The organism is Pseudomonas sp. yb_2, assembly GCF_043103905.1.
Lineage (GTDB): Bacteria > Pseudomonadota > Gammaproteobacteria > Pseudomonadales > Pseudomonadaceae > Aquipseudomonas > Aquipseudomonas alloputida.
This window is the reverse complement of record NZ_JBICKH010000001.1, coordinates 76,143-95,880: the sequence shown is the minus strand read 5'-3', so window position 1 is coordinate 95,880 and position 19,738 is coordinate 76,143. Positions and strand designations below refer to the sequence as shown.

Annotated in this window: 17 protein-coding genes; 7 read left to right on the top strand and 10 right to left on the bottom strand. The window is 61.5% G+C overall.

Annotated features, from left to right (window positions below):
* The first annotated feature begins 9 nt into the window (after positions 1-9).
* The 5 genes from ACF8FB_RS00320 (at position 10) to fabB (ending at position 6,897) form a co-directional block, all read left to right on the top strand.
* Positions 10-2,124, top strand: a complete 2,115-nt coding sequence (locus ACF8FB_RS00320) for a TonB-dependent receptor plug domain-containing protein (protein ID WP_392510772.1) — start codon at positions 10-12, stop codon at positions 2,122-2,124.
* Positions 2,124-3,014: an ABC transporter substrate-binding protein gene (locus ACF8FB_RS00315; RefSeq protein ID WP_392509083.1), complete on the top strand. Its 891-nt coding sequence runs from the start codon at positions 2,124-2,126 to the stop codon at positions 3,012-3,014. Before ACF8FB_RS00320 ends, ACF8FB_RS00315 begins: the two co-directional genes overlap by 1 nt.
* Positions 3,011-4,942, top strand: coding sequence for an ATP-binding protein (locus ACF8FB_RS00310; protein ID WP_010954939.1), 1,932 nt, complete (start codon positions 3,011-3,013; stop codon positions 4,940-4,942). Before ACF8FB_RS00315 ends, ACF8FB_RS00310 begins: the two co-directional genes overlap by 4 nt.
* A 207-nt stretch (positions 4,943-5,149) precedes the next feature.
* The gene (gene fabA, locus ACF8FB_RS00305) at positions 5,150-5,665 is read left to right on the top strand and encodes a 3-hydroxyacyl-[acyl-carrier-protein] dehydratase FabA (RefSeq protein ID WP_003251509.1); all 516 of its coding nucleotides are present in this window, start codon (positions 5,150-5,152) and stop codon (positions 5,663-5,665) included.
* Between the two features lie 11 nt (positions 5,666-5,676).
* A complete protein-coding gene (gene fabB, locus ACF8FB_RS00300; RefSeq protein WP_392510771.1) occupies positions 5,677-6,897 on the top strand; it encodes a beta-ketoacyl-ACP synthase I in 1,221 nt (406 codons plus the stop codon).
* Between the two features lie 130 nt (positions 6,898-7,027).
* Here fabB and ACF8FB_RS00295 read toward each other — a convergent pair whose 3' ends face one another.
* Positions 7,028-8,035, bottom strand: a complete 1,008-nt coding sequence (locus ACF8FB_RS00295) for an amidohydrolase family protein (RefSeq protein ID WP_392509081.1) — start codon at positions 8,033-8,035, stop codon at positions 7,028-7,030.
* A 117-nt stretch (positions 8,036-8,152) separates the two neighbouring features.
* Between ACF8FB_RS00295 and ACF8FB_RS00290 the strand changes: the two genes are divergently transcribed.
* Positions 8,153-9,016: a pirin family protein gene (locus tag ACF8FB_RS00290; RefSeq protein WP_392509080.1), complete on the top strand. Its 864-nt coding sequence runs from the start codon at positions 8,153-8,155 to the stop codon at positions 9,014-9,016.
* Between the two features lie 94 nt (positions 9,017-9,110).
* Here ACF8FB_RS00290 and ACF8FB_RS00285 read toward each other — a convergent pair whose 3' ends face one another.
* The 4 genes from ACF8FB_RS00285 to ACF8FB_RS00270 form a co-directional block, all read right to left on the bottom strand.
* Positions 9,111-9,836, bottom strand: a complete 726-nt coding sequence (locus tag ACF8FB_RS00285; protein ID WP_010954943.1) for a dienelactone hydrolase family protein — start codon at positions 9,834-9,836, stop codon at positions 9,111-9,113.
* A gap of 63 nt (positions 9,837-9,899) precedes the next feature.
* Complete coding sequence (htpG, locus tag ACF8FB_RS00280) at positions 9,900-11,804, bottom strand: molecular chaperone HtpG (protein WP_010954944.1); 1,905 nt, start codon at positions 11,802-11,804, stop codon at positions 9,900-9,902.
* Between the two features lie 69 nt (positions 11,805-11,873).
* Positions 11,874-12,356 (bottom strand): PaaI family thioesterase, encoded by a 483-nt coding sequence (locus ACF8FB_RS00275; RefSeq protein ID WP_003251519.1) that lies wholly within the window; start codon positions 12,354-12,356, stop codon positions 11,874-11,876.
* Positions 12,353-12,829, bottom strand: coding sequence for a PaaI family thioesterase (locus tag ACF8FB_RS00270; RefSeq protein WP_010954945.1), 477 nt, complete (start codon positions 12,827-12,829; stop codon positions 12,353-12,355). Before ACF8FB_RS00270 ends, ACF8FB_RS00275 begins: the two co-directional genes overlap by 4 nt.
* Before the next feature lie 154 nt (positions 12,830-12,983).
* Between ACF8FB_RS00270 and ACF8FB_RS00265 the strand changes: the two genes are divergently transcribed.
* The gene (locus ACF8FB_RS00265) at positions 12,984-13,256 is read left to right on the top strand and encodes a hypothetical protein (protein ID WP_019437947.1); all 273 of its coding nucleotides are present in this window, start codon (positions 12,984-12,986) and stop codon (positions 13,254-13,256) included.
* A 67-nt stretch (positions 13,257-13,323) separates the two neighbouring features.
* Here the strand turns inward: ACF8FB_RS00265 and ACF8FB_RS00260 are convergent, their stop codons facing one another.
* From ACF8FB_RS00260 to lpdA, 5 genes are all read right to left on the bottom strand, one after another.
* Positions 13,324-14,073, bottom strand: a complete 750-nt coding sequence (locus tag ACF8FB_RS00260) for a DUF599 domain-containing protein (RefSeq protein WP_010954947.1) — start codon at positions 14,071-14,073, stop codon at positions 13,324-13,326.
* Between the two features lie 235 nt (positions 14,074-14,308).
* Complete coding sequence (gene brnQ, locus ACF8FB_RS00255; protein WP_010954948.1) at positions 14,309-15,622, bottom strand: branched-chain amino acid transport system II carrier protein; 1,314 nt, start codon at positions 15,620-15,622, stop codon at positions 14,309-14,311.
* A gap of 403 nt (positions 15,623-16,025) precedes the next feature.
* Positions 16,026-16,910 (bottom strand): succinate--CoA ligase subunit alpha, encoded by an 885-nt coding sequence (gene sucD / locus ACF8FB_RS00250; RefSeq protein WP_003254203.1) that lies wholly within the window; start codon positions 16,908-16,910, stop codon positions 16,026-16,028.
* The gene (sucC, locus tag ACF8FB_RS00245) at positions 16,910-18,076 is read right to left on the bottom strand and encodes an ADP-forming succinate--CoA ligase subunit beta (protein ID WP_003254205.1); all 1,167 of its coding nucleotides are present in this window, start codon (positions 18,074-18,076) and stop codon (positions 16,910-16,912) included. The genes sucD and sucC overlap by 1 nt, the downstream gene beginning before the upstream one ends.
* A gap of 171 nt (positions 18,077-18,247) precedes the next feature.
* Positions 18,248-19,684: a dihydrolipoyl dehydrogenase gene (lpdA, locus tag ACF8FB_RS00240; protein WP_003254207.1), complete on the bottom strand. Its 1,437-nt coding sequence runs from the start codon at positions 19,682-19,684 to the stop codon at positions 18,248-18,250.
* Between the last annotated feature and the right edge of the window lie 54 nt (positions 19,685-19,738).

Below are 19,738 nucleotides of genomic sequence, written 5' to 3'. Positions count from 1 at the left end.
GGCCGCTCCGTGTTCCCTGGCACGCCCCCGTACCCGCGCCTGCTGTTATTGACCGCCCTGCTCGGCGGTCAGGCCGTGGCCGACGACCTGTTCATCGACAACACCGACCTGCCACAGGTTCTGACCGCCACACGCCTGAAACAATCCCCCGCCGCTGTCCCGGGCAGCATGACCGTACTCGACAGCGAACTGATTCGCGCCAGCGGTGCCCGTGACATCCCCGAACTGCTGCGCCTGGTACCGGGCATGATGATCGGCTACGGTGCCGGTAATCAACCCACGGTCAACTACCACGGCAGCAACGTCAACGACGCACGGCGCATGCAGGTATTGATCGATGGCCGCTCGGTATACCGCGCGGGCCTGGCCACGGTGGACTGGAGCGACATCCCCTTGGCCATGGAGGATATCGAGCGCATCGAGGTGTTTCGTGGCCCGAATACCGTCAGCTATGGCGCCAACGCGCTGATGGCAGTGGTCAACATCCTCACCCGCAAACCCGCCGACAGCCATGGTACGCGGCTGAAAGTGACACGCGGCCAGGACGGTATCAACGACTTCTATGCCAGCCACGGCTTGGGCTGGGACGGTGGCGACATGCGCCTGTCGCTGTCGGGCCAACAGGACGACGGCTTCGATGAGAACCAGTTCGGCCAGGACTACCGCGACAGCCGCCGCCTGACCCGCTTCAACCTCAGCGCCAACCACAACCTGGCGGTCGACCAGACCCTGGAGTGGCAACTGGCGGCCAAGGAAGGCAGCAATCAGCGGCCCTACACCTACCAGCCGGTGTTCCAGCAGTACGAGTCCGGGAACAATGCCGACGTCAACGCCAAGGACTATGCGGGCTCGTTGCGCTGGACCAAGGACTTCAGCGCTGAACACAGCCTTTATATCCAGGGTTCAGCCCAGCATTTTGATCGCCAGCAAGTGTGGCGCGCCTGTGATGCCTTGCAGTCGTTCAGCCCCGAACTGACCCAGCTCTGGCAGATGAACCCCGACTTCGCCGAAAAAGTGGCGCGCGGCATTGCGACTGGCGCCCCCCTTTCCACTGATGACCCTGCCATGAAAGGGCTTCTGCAGAAAGTGCAGCAGCAATGGGAGCAGGGAGGACAGGAGCAGGTCTGCGGCGATGTCGATCAGAGCACCCGTGAAACCCGCTATGACCTGGAAATCCAGGACACCCTGAGCCTGACCGATAGCCTGCGCCTGCTCAGTGGCATGAACTACCGCTATGATCGCGCCGACTCGCAGACCTACTTCAACGGCAGCATCGACGACCAGACCTGGCGCCTGTTCGGCCAGCTGGAATGGCGGGCCGACGAGCACTGGATACTGCAAGGTGGGGCCATGTTCGAAGACTCGCGCCTGTCTGGCAGTTCGCTGACCCCGCGCGTTGCGGTCAACTACCTGATCACCCCGCGCCACGGCCTGCGTGCGGTGTACTCCGAAGCGGTGCGCTCGCCCGACATGTTCGAGAACAACGTCAACTGGAGTTACACGGTCAAGAACCTCACCCCCAATTCATTCGGCCTGCAAAACGGTGAGTACTTCGTCAAGACCCGTGGCCCTGGCGACCTTGAACAGGAGCGCATGCGCTCGCGCGAGCTAGGCTACAACGGCTACTTCAGCGACCTCGACCTGGGCCTGGATGTGAAGCTGTTCTACGACGAGATCACCGGCATGATCAGCGAGCCTCTGAGGAACAACCAGTACATCGCCAGCAATGCCAACAAGGCCCGTTTCAGCGGCAGCGAGGCGCAAATGGACTGGCGCCCCACCCTGCGCGACCGCCTGCGCCTGACCTATGCCTACGTCGATGCCTGGGCCAGCAACCCCGACGACCGTCGCCTCAGCGCCCGCAACAGCGGCTCGGCCGGGTGGATGCGCGAATGGGGTGCCGGCTGGTCGAGCGCGCTGTTCTACTACGGTGACGATGCCCTCAACCAGTACCGCTACGAGCGTCTGGACCTGCGCCTGGCCAAGCGTTTTCGGGTGTATGGCAGCAACCTGGAGCTGGCGGCGCTGTGGCAGCAGCGCCTGGACGATGAACCCACCTCGGCCCTGCAGAACCGCTACGACAGCCGTCACCGCCTGAGCGTGAGCGCGGAGCTGGAGTTCTGATGGCCCTGCTGCTGCGCCTGTTGCTGCTCTGCCTGTGGCCGTTGGGGCCTTTGTCCGCCAGCGAAGTCCTGCTGGTGGGGGCTGAGGACCAGCCCGGTGTCCGCAGCTTCATCGCCGCCCTGGAAAGCCGCCGGCCGCACGATCATGTGCAGTTTCAAACCACCGCCAACCTGCCGCGCCCGAGCAAGCTCAAAGCCGACCAACGCCTGATCCTGCTCGACAACGCAGCACTGGAATGGCGCCTGGGAGAAACCGCCGGCCCGCCGGCGCTGGTCATGCGGGTCAGCCGGGTACAGGCTGAACAGCGCCTGGGAAAGTCGCGCCCCGCGTTCCTCACACTGCTGTGGAGCGACGCACCGCTGGGACGGCAACTGCGCCTGGCACGTTACCTGTTGCCGCAGGCCAGGCGCATTGGCGTGCTGTACGGCGAGCACAGCAGCTTTCTGCTGGACGAACTGCGCCATGCTGCGCGGCCGCTAGGCCTGGAGATCGTGGCCCAGGACTGGTCCGACCCGCGTGACAACAGGCCCCTGCAGCACCTGCTGGGCAACAGCGATGTGCTCCTGGGCCTGGACGACCCTGACTTGTACAACTCCAAGACTGCAAAGAACCTGCTGTTGAGCAGTTATGGCCGGCAGATGGCACTGATCGGCCCGAACGCCGGCTTCGTTCGCGCCGGCGCCCTGGCCAGTACCTACAGCGACCAGGACGACTGGCTGTGGGTGCTCGACCAGTTGCTCGACCAGCCGCCGACGCGCTGGCCGCGCAGCCTGTACCCGGTGCGTTACGGCGTCAGTGGCAACCAGCAGGTGGCCCGTGCCCTGGGTCTTGAACCAATCGATCAGAACGCCGCCGTCAAGGCCCTGGCCGAGGGAGAACCCACCCCATGAGCAAACGCTTGAGCTGGGACATTCATACCCGCACGCAGATCATCAGTCTCGGCCCCGCCCTGCTACTGACCTTGCTCTTGATCAGCTTCTTTACCTTCGTACGCATCCAGGACCTGCGCCAGGAACTCAACCACACCGGGCAACTGATCGCCAACCAGTTGGCACCGGCGTCGGAATATGGGGTGATCTCGGGCAACAACGAAGTGCTTGAAGGGCTGATGCGTGCCACCCTCAGCATCCCGCACGTGCGCTTTCTGGAAGTGCAGGACAGCCGCAACCACATCCTGGTGTACGTCGAGCAGTCCGACGAAAGTGCCAACCGCGCGCAACAGGTCGAGGTGTTCCAGGCGCCCATTCGCCTGCAGCAAATCCGCCTGGACAACGACTTCCTGCAACAGGGCAAAGCCACCAGCCCGGCCATCGGTGACGACTACCTGGGCCGCGTGATCGTCGGCATGTCCGATGACGCCTTCAGTCAGCGCCAGCAGGAAATCGTGATCAAGGCCGGAATCCTGGCGTTGTTCGCCCTGCTGTTCACCTTCTTGCTGGCACGCCGCCTGGCCCTGAGCCTGGCCAAGCCGATCAGCGACATGGGCCATGCGGTCAAGGCGATTCAGCAAGGCGAGTACAACACCCCCTTGCCGGTCGTCGACGACAGCGAGCTGGGCCACTTGGCCCGCCACATCAATAACCTGGCCAGCGCCCTGGAGCAGGCCAGCGATGAACAGAAGCAGGCCATCGCCGAACTGATCCAGGCCCGCGAGGAGGCCGAACAGGCCAACCGTGCCAAATCGGATTTCCTGGCGATGATGAGCCATGAGTTGCGCACCCCGATGAATGGCGTGCTGGGCATGCTGCAACTGCTGGAAACCACACCGCTGAGCAGTGAACAGGCCGATTACACGGCAGTGGCCAGCGAGTCCACCGGGCATTTGCTCAAGGTCATCAACGACATCCTCGATTTTTCGCGCATCGAACGCGCTGCGCTGCAGCTGGAGCACATCGACTTCAACCTGGGCGAGCTGATCACCAACAGTGTCCAGTCGTTCCAGCACAGCGCCCAGCAACGCGGCCTGGGCCTGCACCTGCAACTGCCGGCCGGCATCGAGCAGTTGCAGGTGAACGGCGACCCCACGCGCATCCGCCAGATCCTGCTGAACCTGATAGGCAACGCCCTGAAGTTCACCGAACGTGGCCAGGTGCAAGTCGACGCACGCTGGCAGGTGCTCGACCGGCAGTTGATCTGGCTGACCTGCAGCGTGCGCGACACCGGCATCGGCATCGACAGCGACCGCCTGGAAATGATGTTCGTCGCCTTCCAGCAGGCCGACAGCTCGATTTCCCGTCGTTATGGCGGCACCGGGCTGGGGCTGTCGATCGCTCGTACCCTGGCCGAGCGCATGGGCGGCAAGCTACGCGGTGAAAGCCGTGAAGGCCTGGGTTCGACCTTCACCCTGGAGATGCCGTTGGCCCTTGCCAACCCTGCCCCCGTCCCGTTGACGCCGCCAACGACTGTACGAACGACGGTGCCGGACAATGATCAGGTACTGCTGGTGGAGGACAATCCGGTCAACCGGAGTGTCGTGGAAGCCATGCTGCGCAGCCTGGGGCTGGCAGTATGCACGGCAGAAGATGGCCTTGAAGCCGTCGAGCTGGTCGGCCGGCAGCGCTTTGCTGCCGTGCTGATGGATTGCCGCCTGCCTCACCTGGACGGCTATGAAGCCACCCGACGCATCCGCCAGTTGCCCAACGGCGCCGGGCTACCGATCATCGCCCTGACCGCCAACGCGTTGCAGGGCGACCGCGAACGTTGCATGGCCGCCGGTATGGACGATTACCTGAGCAAACCCTTGCGCCGCACCGAATTGCAGCAGGTGCTGCAGCGCTGGTTACCCGGTCAGACAACCGCGACTGGCGATAAATGCTAAAGTGCGGCAGTCTTAAACACTGGACAGGACCTTCATCGGACCTGAAAATAGACGTTTCAGTGCACACCTGTACTTCTTTCGCCAGGTGCGCTGTGACTTTCACCACAACGCAATAGTCTACCTGTAGGCTGCCGTCTCGAAGCGCTTGGTTTTCGGGCCGGCCGGGAAGATTCATCCCCTGCCGCAGGGGGTTATTGAGGAGCTCGCATGACCAAACAACACGCCTTTACTCGGGAAGACCTGCTGCGCTGCAGTCGCGGTGAGCTGTTCGGCCCAGGTAATGCGCAACTGCCCGCGCCGAACATGCTGATGGTCGATCGCATCACCCATATCAGCGAAGAAGGCGGCAAGTACGGCAAAGGTGAATTGGTCGCCGAGCTGGATATCAACCCGGACCTGTGGTTCTTCGCCTGCCATTTCGAAGGCGATCCGGTAATGCCGGGCTGCCTGGGCCTCGACGCCATGTGGCAGCTGGTTGGCTTCTTCCTCGGCTGGCAGGGCCTGCCGGGCCGTGGCCGCGCCCTGGGTTCGGGCGAGGTGAAATTCTTTGGCCAGGTACTGCCTGAAGCCAAGAAAGTCACGTACAACATTCACATCAAGCGCGTCCTGAAGGGCAAGCTGAACATGGCCATCGCCGATGGTTCGGTCAGCGTCGACGGCCGCGAGATCTACACTGCCGAAGGCCTGCGGGTCGGCGTGTTCACCTCCACTGACAATTTCTAAGGGTTATTCGCATGCGCCGCGTCGTTATCACTGGTCTGGGCATCGTATCGTGCCTGGGCAATGACAAAGCTACCGTCACCGAAAACCTGCGCAACAGCCGTCCGGGTATCCGTTTCAACCCGGAATACAAGGAAATGGGGCTGCGTAGCCAGGTTTCCGGGTCCATCGACCTCAACCTCGAAGAACTGATCGACCGCAAGGTTTACCGCTTCGTCGGCCATGCGGCTGCCTACGCCTACCTGGCCATGCAGGACGCGATCAAGGACGCTGGCCTGACCGACGAGCAGGTTTCCAACCCGCGTACCGGCCTGGTGGCGGGTTCCGGCGGCGCCTCGACCCTGAACCAGATGGAAGCGCTGGACACCCTGCGTGAGAAAGGCGTCAAGCGCGTCGGCCCATACCGCGTTACCCGCACCATGGGCAGCACCGTTTCGGCATGCCTGGCCACCCCGTTCAAGATCAAGGGCATCAACTACTCGATCTCGTCGGCCTGCGCCACCTCGGCTCACTGCATCGGTACCGCACTGGAGCAGATCCAGTGGGGCAAGCAGGACATCGTCTTCGCCGGTGGCGGTGAAGAAGAGCACTGGAGCCAGTCGTTCCTGTTCGATGCCATGGGCGCCCTGTCGACCAAGCGCAACGAAACCCCGGAACTGGCCTCGCGCGCCTACGACGCTGACCGTGATGGCTTCGTCATCGCTGGCGGTGGCGGCATGGTCGTGGTCGAGGAACTGGAACACGCCCTGGCCCGCGGCGCCAAGATCTACGCCGAAATCGTTGGCTACGGTGCGACTTCCGACGGCTACGACATGGTTGCACCGAGCGGCGAAGGCGCCATCCGCTGCATGCAGCAGGCGCTCTCCACTGTCGACACCCCGATCGACTACCTGAACACCCACGGTACCTCGACTCCGGTCGGTGACGTGGCCGAGATCAAGGGCGTGCGTGCCGTGTTCGGCGACAAGGCTCCGAAGATCAGCTCTACCAAGAGCCTGTCGGGTCACTCGCTGGGCGCTGCCGGCGTGCACGAGGCGATCTACTGCCTGCTGATGATGGAAAACAACTTCATCGCCGGCTCTGCCAACATCGACGAGCTGGACGCGGAAGTCGCCGACTTGCCAATCCTGCGTAAAACCGAAGAAAACGCCAAGATCGACACGGTCATGAGCAACAGCTTCGGCTTCGGCGGCACCAACGCCACCCTGGTGCTCAAGCGCTGGGAAGGCAAGTAAGACGCTGCTGCTGTAAATGAAAACGCCCCGACTGGTTCGGGGCGTTTTTGTTTGGGTTGCCTGTGCTGGCCTCTTCGCGGGTAAACCCGCTCCTACACAGGTCATTTGCAGTGCTTGTGGCCATTGCAGGCTAATGGCGCGCCTTGGGCAACACCGCCAGAAAATTCTCCCGGGCCACCTTGTGCGCCACCGACTCCGGCAAGGCATCCAGAAACGGCTTGAACCCGTGCATCTGCTCCCCCAGGCTGCCAAACCGCCCCACCACATCCGACCCCAGCATGAACCGCTCCGGGTACTTCTCGACCAGCGCCAGCCATTCCTTGCGCGGCGCGCCCTGCTCATCCAGCAAATACGGTTGCAGCACACTCCACGACAAATCGACATACAGGTTCGGGTAGTCCTCCAGCAATCGCGTCAGCACCGGCAGTAGAAAGTCCATCTGCGTCTGGTGGCGGTGTATCTCCATGCTGCTGCCCGCGTGCGCCCAGATGAATCGCGTATGCGGGTGATTGCGCAGCGGCTCTTCGATCTCCGCCAGGTACAGCGGGTTGCGCTCGCGCTTGGAGGTGATGTTGGAATGCAGCAGCACAGGCAGGTCGCGCTCGGCCGCCAGATGGTAGATACGCGTCATGGCCTCATTATTGGCACGTGGCGTGTCGCCACTGGTCAGCGCTGTCAGGTCATCATGTCGGGTGAACACCTCGCCGATGCCCTGCCAAAGGCCCGGGTACAAATCGAGCATGCGCTCGATATGGCTGACCGCATTCTTGTCCACCGGGTTGAAACCGCTGAGGAACGGGTGGAAGCGCTTGCGCTGATCACTTGGCAATTGCTGCAGCGCCGCCGCCACGTAAGTATCAGTGGCGCTGTACCAGTAGGCATCAGCGTCATCACCGGCGTAGTAGCGCGGGCGCTTGGGTTCGTCTTCGTGCCATTTCTTGGCCACCGGTATGCCTGAAATCATCGACTGCTCAACCCCTGCGGCATCCATGGCCTTGATCAGCGCCGGCATGCCTTCACTTTCCTGGAAGAAGTCCACGTAGTGCAGATGGGCATCACTGTAGCGGTACTCGCGCGCCTGGGACGCCTGGCACAGCCAGCCGAACAACAGCACACAAGCCAGCGCTCTGGCGGTCATGGTCATCCTCCTCATGCAAGTACGAACCCAGTAGACCAGGCGGCCGCCAAGACGGTTCAGCCACGGCGGGCAAACCGCTATGCTTGAGGCACTTCCACCGTGCCTGGAGCCTTCCCCATGAGCAGCCCACTGGTCATCCACCCCCGAGCCGAGACGGTCGAGGGCCAGCCGATCCTGCGCCCGCTGCCGTCAGCCCAGTGCCGCAGCGTCGGCCCGTTCGTGTTCTTCGACCACATGCTCGAAACAGACTATGCCCCGGGGCATGGCATGGACATCCGCCAGCATCCGCATATCGGCTTGTCGACGCTGACCTACCTGTTCGAAGGCGCAATCCTGCACAAGGACAGCCTCGGCTCGGCGCAGCGGGTGCTGCCCGGTGATGTCAGCTGGATGACCGCAGGCAGCGGCGTCGCCCATGTCGAGCGCACCCCGGAAGATGCCCTGGCCCATGGTTCACGCCTGCATGGGCTGCAGGTATGGCTGGCATCGCCACGCGAGTTTGAGCAAGGCCCGGCAAGCTACAGCCATCACCCCGCCGCGAGCTTGCCCGTCAGTGACAGCCTGGGTGTGCGTATCTGCATGATTGCTGGCAGCGGGTTCTGCCTGGCGTCACCGGTGCCGGTGCTGTCCCCTACCCTTTATGCGCATGTCCGGATGCAACCGGCGACCACCTTGCTGGTACCGACCGAGCATGTGCAGCGAGCGCTGTACGTACTCGATGGTGAGTTGATGATGAACGATGAAGACGTGGAGCCGTGCAGCCTGGTGGTACTGCCGGAAGGGGAAGAGGTGACGTTGTATGCGGAGGGTGAATGCCAATTGGTACTGATTGGCGGCGCACCGCTGGATGGGCCGCGTCGGATGAACTGGAATTTCGTGGCCAGCGACCCGGAACTGATCGAGCGGGCCCGGGCCAGGTGGGCTGCGGGGGATTGGCCGGTGGTGCCGGGGGAACATTCGAGGATCGAGTTACCTCGGTGATCGGGGATGGGCACAGGTCGGCGGTTGGGCGCAGTCCACCGTCGCGTAGGAGCGGGTTCACCCGCGAAGGGCTGCAAAGCAGCCCCCTGCAATCTCAGCGCTGGAACACTTCACTCAGCAGATTATGCATCGAACGGAACGCTCGCTCGGAAGTGCGCCGGTCATACTGCATCTTGCCCGGCATATTGGCATTCGGGTCGGTAAACGAGTGCACCGCGCCACCATAACTGAGCAACTGCCAGTCCACCTTGGCTGCGTTCATCTCGTCTTCGAATGCCGGCAGCTGCTCTTTAGGCACCAATGGATCGGAGGCACCATGCAACACCAGCACCGAGCCCTTGATGCGCTTGGCATCTTCAGGATTCGGCGTGTCCAGGGTGCCGTGGAACGACACGGCCGCACGCAGGTCGGCGCCGCTACGGGCCAGTTCCAAGGCACAGCAGCCACCGAAGCAGAAGCCGAAGGTGGCCACCTTGCCAGGCTCCAGCAACGCCTTCGACTGCCCCAGCAATTGCGCCAAGGCCTCCTGCATGCGCTTGCGCAGTTCGCCACGGTCATTCTTCAGCGGCATCATCGCCACGCCTGCCTCATCGGCATTGGACGGGCGCACCGATTGCCCGTACAGGTCGGCGATCAGCACCACATAGCCCTTCTCGGCCACTTCCTTGGCAATGCGCTCGGCACCTTCACCAATGCCCATCCAGTTCGGCGCCATCACCAGCCCTGGGCGGCCCAGCGCACCCGGCTCATAGACCAAACGGCTTTCGTAGGTCTTGCCAGACAGGTGATAAACCAGCGATTCGACGATTACTTTGCTCATCAAGCACTCCTTTGGCACTCGTCATAAAAAAGCCCGCCGAAGCGGGCTTTGCTGTGCATCAACTCAAGCAGACAGCTCGACCAGTAGCTTGTTCAGGCGACGAACGTAAGCCGCCGGGTCCTTCAGGCTGTCACCGGCCGCCAGGGCCGCCTGATCGAACAGGATGTGCGACAGCTCGGCGAAACGGTCTTCGCTCTGCTCGTGATCCAGCTTCTCGATCAGCGGGTGGCTCGGGTTGAACTCGAAGATCGGCTTGGACTCCGGCACTTTCTGCCCGCTGGCTTCCAGGATCTGGCGCATCTGCAGGCCCAGGTCCTGCTCGCCAATGGCCAGGATCGCCGGCGAGTCGGTCAGGCGGTGCGATACGCGTACTTCGGCCACGCTGTCACCCAGCGCACCTTTCAGTCGCTCGACCAGACCTTCCTTGTCCTTGGCGACTTCTTCCTGGGCTTTCTTGTCTTCCTCCGAATCCAGCTTGCCCAGGTCCAGGTCGCCACGGGCAATATCGACAAAGGCCTTGCCGTCGAATTCGTTGAGGTAGCTCATCAGCCACTCGTCGATGCGATCAGTGAGCAGCAGCACTTCGATGCCTTTCTTGCGGAAGACTTCCAGGTGCGGGCTGTTCTTGACCTGCGCGTACGACTCGCCGGTGAGATAGTAGATCTTGTCCTGACCTTCCTTGGCGCGGGCCAGGTAGTCGGCCAGGGCGACGCTCTGCTCGCCGCTGTCGTCCTGGGTGGACGCAAAGCGCAGCAGACCGGCGATTTTCTCCTTGTTGGCGAAGTCTTCGGCCGGGCCCTCTTTCAGCACCTGACCGAAGTTTTTCCAGAAGCCCTTGTATTTCTCGGGTTCGTTCTTCGCCAGCTTCTCCAGCATGTCCAGCACACGCTTGGTCAGCGCGGTCTTCATCGAATCGATGATCGGGTCTTTCTGCAGGATTTCACGCGACACGTTCAGCGACAGGTCATTGGAATCAACCACACCCTTGATGAAGCGCAGGTACAGCGGCAGGAACGACTCGGCCTGGTCCATGATGAACACACGCTGCACGTACAGCTTCAGGCCGCGCGGCGCTTCGCGCTGGTACAGGTCGAACGGCGCACGGGCCGGCACGTACAGCAGCGAGTTGTATTCGAGCTTGCCTTCGACCTTGTTGTGGCTCCAGGCCAGCGGGTTTTCGAAGTCATGGCCGATGTGCTTGTAGAACTCCTGGTACTCCTCGTCCTTCACTTCGGTGCGCGAACGGGTCCACAGGGCGCTGGCGCGGTTGACGGTTTCCCACTCTTCGGCCGGCTGCTCTTCACCTTCGGTGGCGGCCTGCTCTTTCGGCAGTTGAATCGGCAGGGCGATGTGGTCGGAGTATTTCTTGACCACGTTGCGCAGGCGCCAGCCATCGGCGAACTCCTGCTCGTCCTTCTTCAGGTGCAGGACGATACGGGTACCGCGCTGTGGTTTGTCGATGGTGGCGACTTCGAATTCGCCCTCGCCTTTCGACGACCAGTGCACACCTTCGGCCGCTGGCTGGCCGGCACGGCGGCTGTACACGTCGACCTTGTCGGCAACGATGAACGCGGAGTAGAAGCCCACGCCGAACTGACCGATCAGGTGCGAGTCCTTCTTCTGGTCACCGGTGAGGTTCTTCATGAAGTCGGCAGTACCGGACTTGGCGATGGTGCCCAGGTGGGCAATGACGTCTTCGCGGCTCATGCCGATGCCGTTGTCCTCGAGGGTCACGGTACCGGCGTCCTTGTCGAAGCTCAGGCGAATCTTCAGGTCAGCATCGCCCTCGAACAGCTCTGGCTTGGCCAGGGCTTCGAAACGCAGCTTGTCGGCGGCGTCGGAAGCGTTGGAAATCAGCTCCCGCAGGAAGATTTCCTTGTTCGAGTACAGCGAGTGAATCATGAGGTGCAGCAGTTGCTTCACCTCGGTCTGGAAGCCCAGCGTTTCCTTTTGTGTTTCCACAGTCATGGTCTTCGAAACTCCGATCTGATGGCGTTGGCGCCTGGCGGCCGGTTCGGCCAGCGTTAACGGCGGATGTCATGCAGATGGGGGCTGCCCGGATGATTTCAAGGGCTTTTCCGGTTCGATCTTGAAATGCGCACGGGCCGTGGCAATCGGCGACTGCCTGTCGCCCTGCCAGGCGGTGATGGCCACATTGGTCACCCGCCGGCCCTGGCGCCACAGCTGGCACTGGGCGTAGGTATCGCGAAAATGCCCGGCGCGCAGGTAGTCGATGGAAAAGTCGATGATCTTCGGAATGCTTGCGCTCTCGCTGTAGATCAGCAGGTACAGCGCTGCCGACAGCTCCATGAAGCCGGCGATCACGCCGCCATGGATGGCCGGTAGCAGTGGGTTGCCGATATTGTCCGGGCTGGCCGGCAGGCGGAACAACACGTCATCGCCCTGACGCTCGCATTCGATGCCGATCAGCCCGGCATAGGGAATCAGTGCCAGCAACGGTCGATAGTCGCCCACCGCATGGGCGGCGTTGAGCTGCTGGCGTACCGCGTGCGGAATCATGCCTTGCCCTCCTTCAGACTGTCGCCGAAACGGATGCCGCCCTTGATGTCCTGGCCCAGGCGCATGAACGTGCCCACCACCTGGCAGATGGGCTGGTCGGGGTCGTCCTGGTAGGCGGTGCCACGGGTGAAGATCACGTCGCGGGTAACACGGTAGCACTGGGCGTGGCCATAGATGTCCTTGCCGGCCTCAGCCGGGTGCATGTAGTCGATACGCAGGTCCAACGTCGGGCACACTTCGAAGCGCGGCAGCACACACAATGTGGCCATGCCACAGGTGGTGTCCATCAGCGTGGTCAGCGCACCGCCGTGCACGGCACCGGTTTGCGGGTTGCCGACAATCGCCGGCGACCACGGCAGGACCAGGGTCATGCCATCGCCATCAGCCTGCGCCACGCGCATCTGCAACAGCTGACAATGTTTTAACGCCGAGAGAAAGCGCTCGGCCATTGCCATCAAGGTTGAATCGCTCATCGGCTGTTCCCATCGGCCGCAGGGCAGCGGCATAAATTCGTTAAAAAGTCCATGTAGAACGGGACGTTATATATCTGTAATCTTCGTTGAACTTATTCCGCGTAGTTGTACTCGAAGGAACAAGTCACTTATTCCACCAAGGAGAAACACCCCCATGCGTAAACCTTTTGCTTTTGCTCTGATGCTGGCCGCTGCCATGGGCCTGGCTGCTTGCGATAAAGCGAGCGAAGACAAAGCCCAGGACGCACAGCAACACGCCGAGCAAGCCCAGGAAAAAATGGGTGAAGCTCAGGATAAGATGAACGAAGCCGCCGAGGAAAACGCCGAAGCTGCCAAAGATCAGGCCGAAGCCGAGCAGAAGGCTGCCGAAGAAGCCGCTCCGGCTACTCCGGCTCCTACTACACCGGCAGAACCTGCCAAGCAGTAATTGGCTAAAACAAAAAAACCCGACGATGTCGGGTTTTTTTGTGCCTGCGAACTTTCGATTAATCGTTTCAGTTGGAAACAACCGAGCTTTCCTTGGCCGGCTCCGACAGTACACTTTCGGTCGGTGTGAACACCATCACATCGAGTACATCCGAATGGAACTCTCGACGGTACAGAATCAGCACTACTCCCACACTCATCGCCATGAACAACCATGGGCTGATAAACCAGCTCAACATGGCCATGCCGAAGTAATACGAACGCAGCCCCAGGTTGAACTGGTTAGCCGCCAACGACAATACCCGTGCCGCGCGGGAAGCGAACGCCTTGCGCTCCAGCTCATTGACCAGCCGTTCGCCGATCATCGGCGCCGAGCCCACCAGCACAGCGGCAAAGTTGTATTGGCGCATGCACCAGCTGAACGTGAAGAAGGCATAGACAAATACCATGGCCAGGCACAGCAGCTTGATCTCCGACATGCCCTGGGATGTTTGCTGAACCAGCGGCAGGTCGGCCAGCAATGACAGTGCCCGGTCGGAGGCACCGAGCACGGTGAGGATGCCAGCCAGAATGATCAGGGTGCTGGAGGCGAAGAACGAAGCGTTGCGCTCCAGGTTACCGATCACGCTGGCATCGGCGATGCGGTTGTCGCGCAGCAGCATGCGGCGCATCCAGTCTTCGCGGTACAAGTGCAGCACGCTGGCCAGGCACGCGGTGTCGCGCCCCTTCCAGATCGCATAGCGGGTATAGCCACCCCAGCACAGGGCGAACCAGGCGATGGCCAGCAGGTTGTTGAGGTTGCTTTGGATGAAGTTCATGCAGGGTTACCGAAAGGGCCATGTGCCTAAAGGATAGGGACCGGATTTCGACGCTGGCAAGCGGCAAAAGGCACACCTGCACACTGAAAAATGCATTACCTGCTGCGAAGCGGCCGAAACCGGCAAACAGCAAAAAGCCCCGCATCCTTTCGGAGACGGGGCTCTCTTGTTTTCACCCTTGGCGGGCACCCTTCGGCTTGTGGCCGGTGCCGCCCTCAGGCTTCCACTTGTCCGGTCAGGCCAGCGCCTCGCGCGGCTTGCCGAGCATGCGGTCGCAGGCCACGGCACCCACCAGGGTCACCACCGAAGGTACCAGCCAGGCCATGCCGGCATCACTCAATGGCAGGTGCGCCATGAAGTCTGGCAACACGTGGGCAAGGCTGCTGCCCTTGATCGCATCGACCATGCCGAACAACAGCGATACCAGCATCACGGGTGCCAGGATGCGCGTTGGCGAGTTCCACAGGTCTTTCACGAAGCTCAGGCCAACCACCACGATGCACGGCGGATAAATGGCGGTGAGCACCGGGATCGAGAACATGATCAGCTTGGTCAGGCCAAGGTTGGAAATCAGCAGCGAGAAGCCGGCGAGGATCACCACCAGCGCGCGGTACGACAGCGGCAGGATCTGGCTGAAGTACTCGGCGCAGGCACAGGTCAGGCCAACCGCGGTCACCAGGCAGGCCAGCGCGATCAGCACGGCCAGGAAGCCGCTGCCCAGGGAGCCGAAGGTATGCTGTACGTAGGCATGCAGCACCGCCGCACCGTTGGTGGCGTCAGCCGCGATGTCGTGGCTGGTGGCACCCAGGCGGAACAGGCTGATGTAGACCAGGGCCAGCCCGACACCGGCGATCAGGCCGGCGATGATGGCGTAGCGGGTAATCAGCCTCGGCGACTCGACACCGCGCGAGCGAATGGCATTGACAATGACGATACCGAACACAAGGGCACCCAGGGTATCCATGGTCAGGTAGCCATCAGAGAAGCCCTTGGAGAACGCAGCGGCAGCATAGGCAGGCTGTGCGTCACCAATGCTACCGGCGGGCAGCGCGAAGGCAGCGATGCCCAGTACGGCCAGGGCAATGATCTTCAACGGTGCCAGGAAGCGGCCCACGGTGTCGAGCAACTTGCCAGGGTACATGGACACGGCCAGCACGACGATGAAGTACACCAGGCTGTAGATGAACAGCGCCAGCGGGCTTTCACCGGTCAGCGGTGCAACGCCCACTTCGAACGACACGGTCGCGGTACGCGGGGTGGCGAACAATGGGCCGACCGACAGGTAGCACACGGCTGCCAGCAGGCCGCCGAAGAACTTGCCGATCGGGCTGCTCAGTGCATCCATGCCGCCACCGACCTTGGCCAGGGCGACCACCGTGATGACCGGCAGGCCCACGGCAGTGACCAGGAAGCCCAGGGCCGCCATCCATACGTGCGGGCCAGACTGCAGGCCGACGATAGGCGGGAAGATGATATTGCCTGCACCCACGAAAAGCGCAAACGTCATAAAGCCAAGCGCCAGGATATCCTGGCCTTTGAGAACTTTCATTTAAGGTAGTACCACACTGCTGAAATCGGGATTCGAGAGGGGATTTCCCTTTGGGTAAGGGGAAATGCTGCCCGGCTTGATAGGCCAGACCCGTTTAGCGTGTCGTTCCCTTTTGGGGTACGGGCACAGAGTGAACGCGTAATGTAACTGGTTTGTCAGTCAAACGCACTGGCACAGTGCTGCTTGTCCGATGTGCGTACATGTTTGTCGTCTGTGTGACCGAGGACGGCAGGTATTATCCTCGGATTGAAACATTCGTCTGCGTGAAAATTCCTATCAAACCTATCGAAGAATCTCTATTGCCAGCACCGGCCTCTTCGCGGGTAAAACCGCTCCTACAAACCCCACATACGACAAAGGCCACCCGAAGGTGGCCTCTGTGCGCGTGGGGGGTGTAGCAGTATTACTTCTTGGCTTCCCAGCCAGTCAGCTCGGCCAGGGCCTTGCCGATGTCAGCCAGGGAACGCACGGTTTTCACACCCGCGTCCTGCAGGGCGGCGAACTTCTCATCCGCAGTGCCCTTGCCGCCGGAGATGATGGCGCCAGCGTGGCCCATGCGCTTGCCTGCAGGTGCAGTAACACCGGCGATGTAGGAAACGACAGGCTTGGTGACGTGGGCCTTGATGTAGGCCGCAGCTTCTTCTTCAGCCGAACCGCCGATCTCACCGATCATGACGATCGCTTCGGTCTTCGGGTCTTCCTGGAACAGCTTCAGGATGTCGATGAAGTTGGAGCCCGGGATTGGGTCACCGCCGATGCCGACGCAGGTCGACTGGCCGAAGCCGGCGTCGGTGGTCTGCTTCACAGCTTCGTAGGTCAGAGTGCCGGAACGCGAAACGATACCGACCTTGCCTGGCAAGTGGATGTGGCCTGGCATGATGCCGATCTTGCACTCGCCCGGGGTGATGACACCTGGGCAGTTAGGGCCGATCAGGGTCACGCCCAGCTCGTCGCACTTGACCTTGGCATCCAGCATGTCCAGGGTAGGAATGCCTTCGGTGATGCAGACGATCAGCTTGATGCCGCCAAAGGCAGCTTCCAGGATCGAGTCTTTGCAGAACGGAGCCGGTACGTAGATGACCGAAGCGTCAGCGCCGGTCGCTTCCACGGCTTCCTTGACGGTGTTGAACACCGGCAGGCCCAGGTGGGTGGTGCCACCCTTGCCTGGGGTTACGCCGCCGACCATCTTGGTGCCGTAGGCAATGGCCTGTTCGGAGTGGAAAGTACCCTGCGAGCCGGTGAAGCCCTGGCAGATGACTTTGGTATCTTTATTGATCAGGACGCTCATTACTTGCCCTCCGCAGCTTTGACAACTTGTTGAGCAGCGTCGGTCAGGCTGGTTGCCGCAATGATGTTCAAACCGCTTTCTGCCAGTACTTTAGCGCCCAGTTCGGCGTTGTTGCCTTCGAGGCGAACGACGACCGGAACTTTAACGCCGACTTCTTTCACTGCACCGATGATGCCTTCGGCAATCATGTCGCAGCGAACGATGCCGCCGAAGATGTTGACCAGAACGGCCGCGACATTGCTGTCGGACAGAATGATCTTGAACGCTTCGGTAACGCGCTCTTTGGTAGCACCACCGCCAACGTCGAGGAAGTTGGCCGGCTTGCCGCCGTGCAGGTTGACGATGTCCATGGTACCCATGGCCAGGCCGGCACCGTTGACCATGCAGCCGATGTTGCCTTCAAGGGCAACGTAGTTCAGTTCGAACTTGGCAGCGTGGGCTTCACGGGCGTCGTCCTGCGACGGGTCGTGGAAGGTTTTCAGCTTCGGCTGACGGTACATGGCGTTGGCGTCGATGTTGATCTTGGCATCGAGGCAGTGCAGGTCGCCATCGGCCTTGATCACCAGCGGGTTCACTTCCAGCAGCGCCAGGTCATGATCCTTGAACAGCTTGGCCAGGCCAACGAAGATCTTGGCGAACTGTTGAACTTGCTTGCCTTCCAGGCCCAGCTGGAAAGCCAGCTCGCGACCCTGGAACGGCTGAGCGCCGACCAGTGGGTCGATGGTGGCCTTGAGGATTTTCTCAGGCGTTTCGTGAGCGACTTTCTCGATGTCCACGCCACCTTCGGTGGAAGCCATGAACACGATACGGCGGCTCGAACGATCGACTACAGCGCCCAGGTACAGCTCTTTGGCGATGTCAGTGCAGGATTCGACCAGAATCTTGGAGACGGGTTGACCGTTGGCATCGGTCTGGTAGGTAACCAGATTCTTGCCCAACCACTGTGCAGCGAACGCCTTGGCGTCTTCCTTGCTGCGAACCAGCTTTACGCCGCCCGCTTTACCGCGACCACCCGCGTGAACCTGGGCTTTTACAACCCACTCGTTCCCGCCGATCTTGTCGCAGGCTTCTGCAGCTTGCTCAGGGGTGTCGACTGCGAAACCCTTGGAAACTGGCAGGCCGTACTCAGCGAACAGCTGCTTACCCTGATACTCGTGAAGATTCATGCTTTTTACCGTCTTCGTTAGGTACTGCGCTTCGGCGCTGCGCCATCAGTGGCGCCGCACCACCTGTGACCGTTGACCCCGGGTTTCCCGTGTGATCCGGTCCGGCGGACTTTCCGCGGTGAGTCATGCACGCAAGACTCACGACGGGCAGCCCGCCGTGGTTTCTTATAATTAACGCTTCTTACGGTTGGCCACGTGAATGGCGCCGCCATTCACCGCCAGCGCTGCTTCATGCAACGCTTCGGACAGGGTTGGATGGCTGAAGACCATCATGCCCAGATCCTCGGCACTGGTGCCGAATTCCATTGCGATTGCGCCCTGCTGCACCAGTTCGGCAGCCGATGGGCCAATCACGTGAACACCCAGAACGCGGTCGGTCTTGGCATCGGCGATGACCTTGACGAAACCACCGGTGTCGTTGGCAGCCATCGCACGGCCGCTGGCCGCGAACGGGAAGGTGCCCACGTTAACCTCAACGCCCTCGGCCTTCAAGGCCTGTTCGGTCTTGCCGACCCACGCGATTTCCGGGTGGGTGTAGATGACCGACGGGATCAGGTCGTAGTTCATCTGGGCCTTGTGGCCCTTGATGCGCTCGACGACCATGATGCCCTCTTCCGAAGCCTTGTGGGCCAGCATCATGCCGCGTACCACGTCACCGATGGCGTACACGCCCGGAACGCTGGTGGCGCAGTAATCGTCGACGAAGATGTAGCCACGCTCGTCGATGGTCACGCCGCTGTCGGCAGCCAGCAGATCGGTAGTCACCGGGCGACGGCCGACGGCAACAATCAGCTTGTCGAAGGTGATCTTCTGCTCGCCTTCGGCGTTGGTGTAGGTCACTTCGACTTCGTTGCCGTTGACTTTCGAGCCGGTGACGCGAGCGCCCAGCTTGATGTCCAGGCCTTGCTTGGTCAGGGTCTTCTGGGCTTCTTTCGACACGGCGGTGTCGGCAGCCATCAGGAAGGTGTCCAGGGCTTCCAGGACGGTCACTTCAGCACCCAGGCGAGCCCAAACCGAACCCAGCTCCAGGCCGATCACGCCTGCACCGATAACGCCCAGGCGCTTCGGTACGGCCTGGAATTCCAGGGCGCCGGTGGAGTCGACGATGACGTTCTGGTCGACCGGGGCCGGCGGAATGTCGATCGGGCGCGAGCCGGAAGCCAGGATCACGTTCTCGGCTTCGATGACTTCGGTGGTGCCGTCAGCCTTGGTGACTTCGACTTTCTTGCCGGCCAGCAGCTTGCCGTGGCCCTGGATCGAAGTGACGCCGTTGGCCTTGAACAGGGTGGCAACGCCACCGGTCAGGTTCTTGACGATGCCGGCCTTGCGGCCAACCATCGCGGCGACGTCCATCTTCACTTCGCCCGTGGAGATACCGTGGACGTTGAAGCTCTCTTTGGCTTCCTTGTACTTCCAGGAGCTGTCCAGCAGCGCCTTGGAAGGAATGCAACCTACGTTCAGGCAGGTGCCGCCCAGGGCCAGTTTGCCCTCGGCGTCGGTGTACTTCTCGATACAGGCAGTCTTCAGACCAAGTTGGGCAGCCTTGATGGCAGCCACATAGCCGCCTGGGCCTGCACCGATTACCACTACGTCGAATTTCTGGGTCATAAAAGATTCCTTATCAGCTACAAGCTACAAGCCGCGAACCGCGCGGCCTGGCTT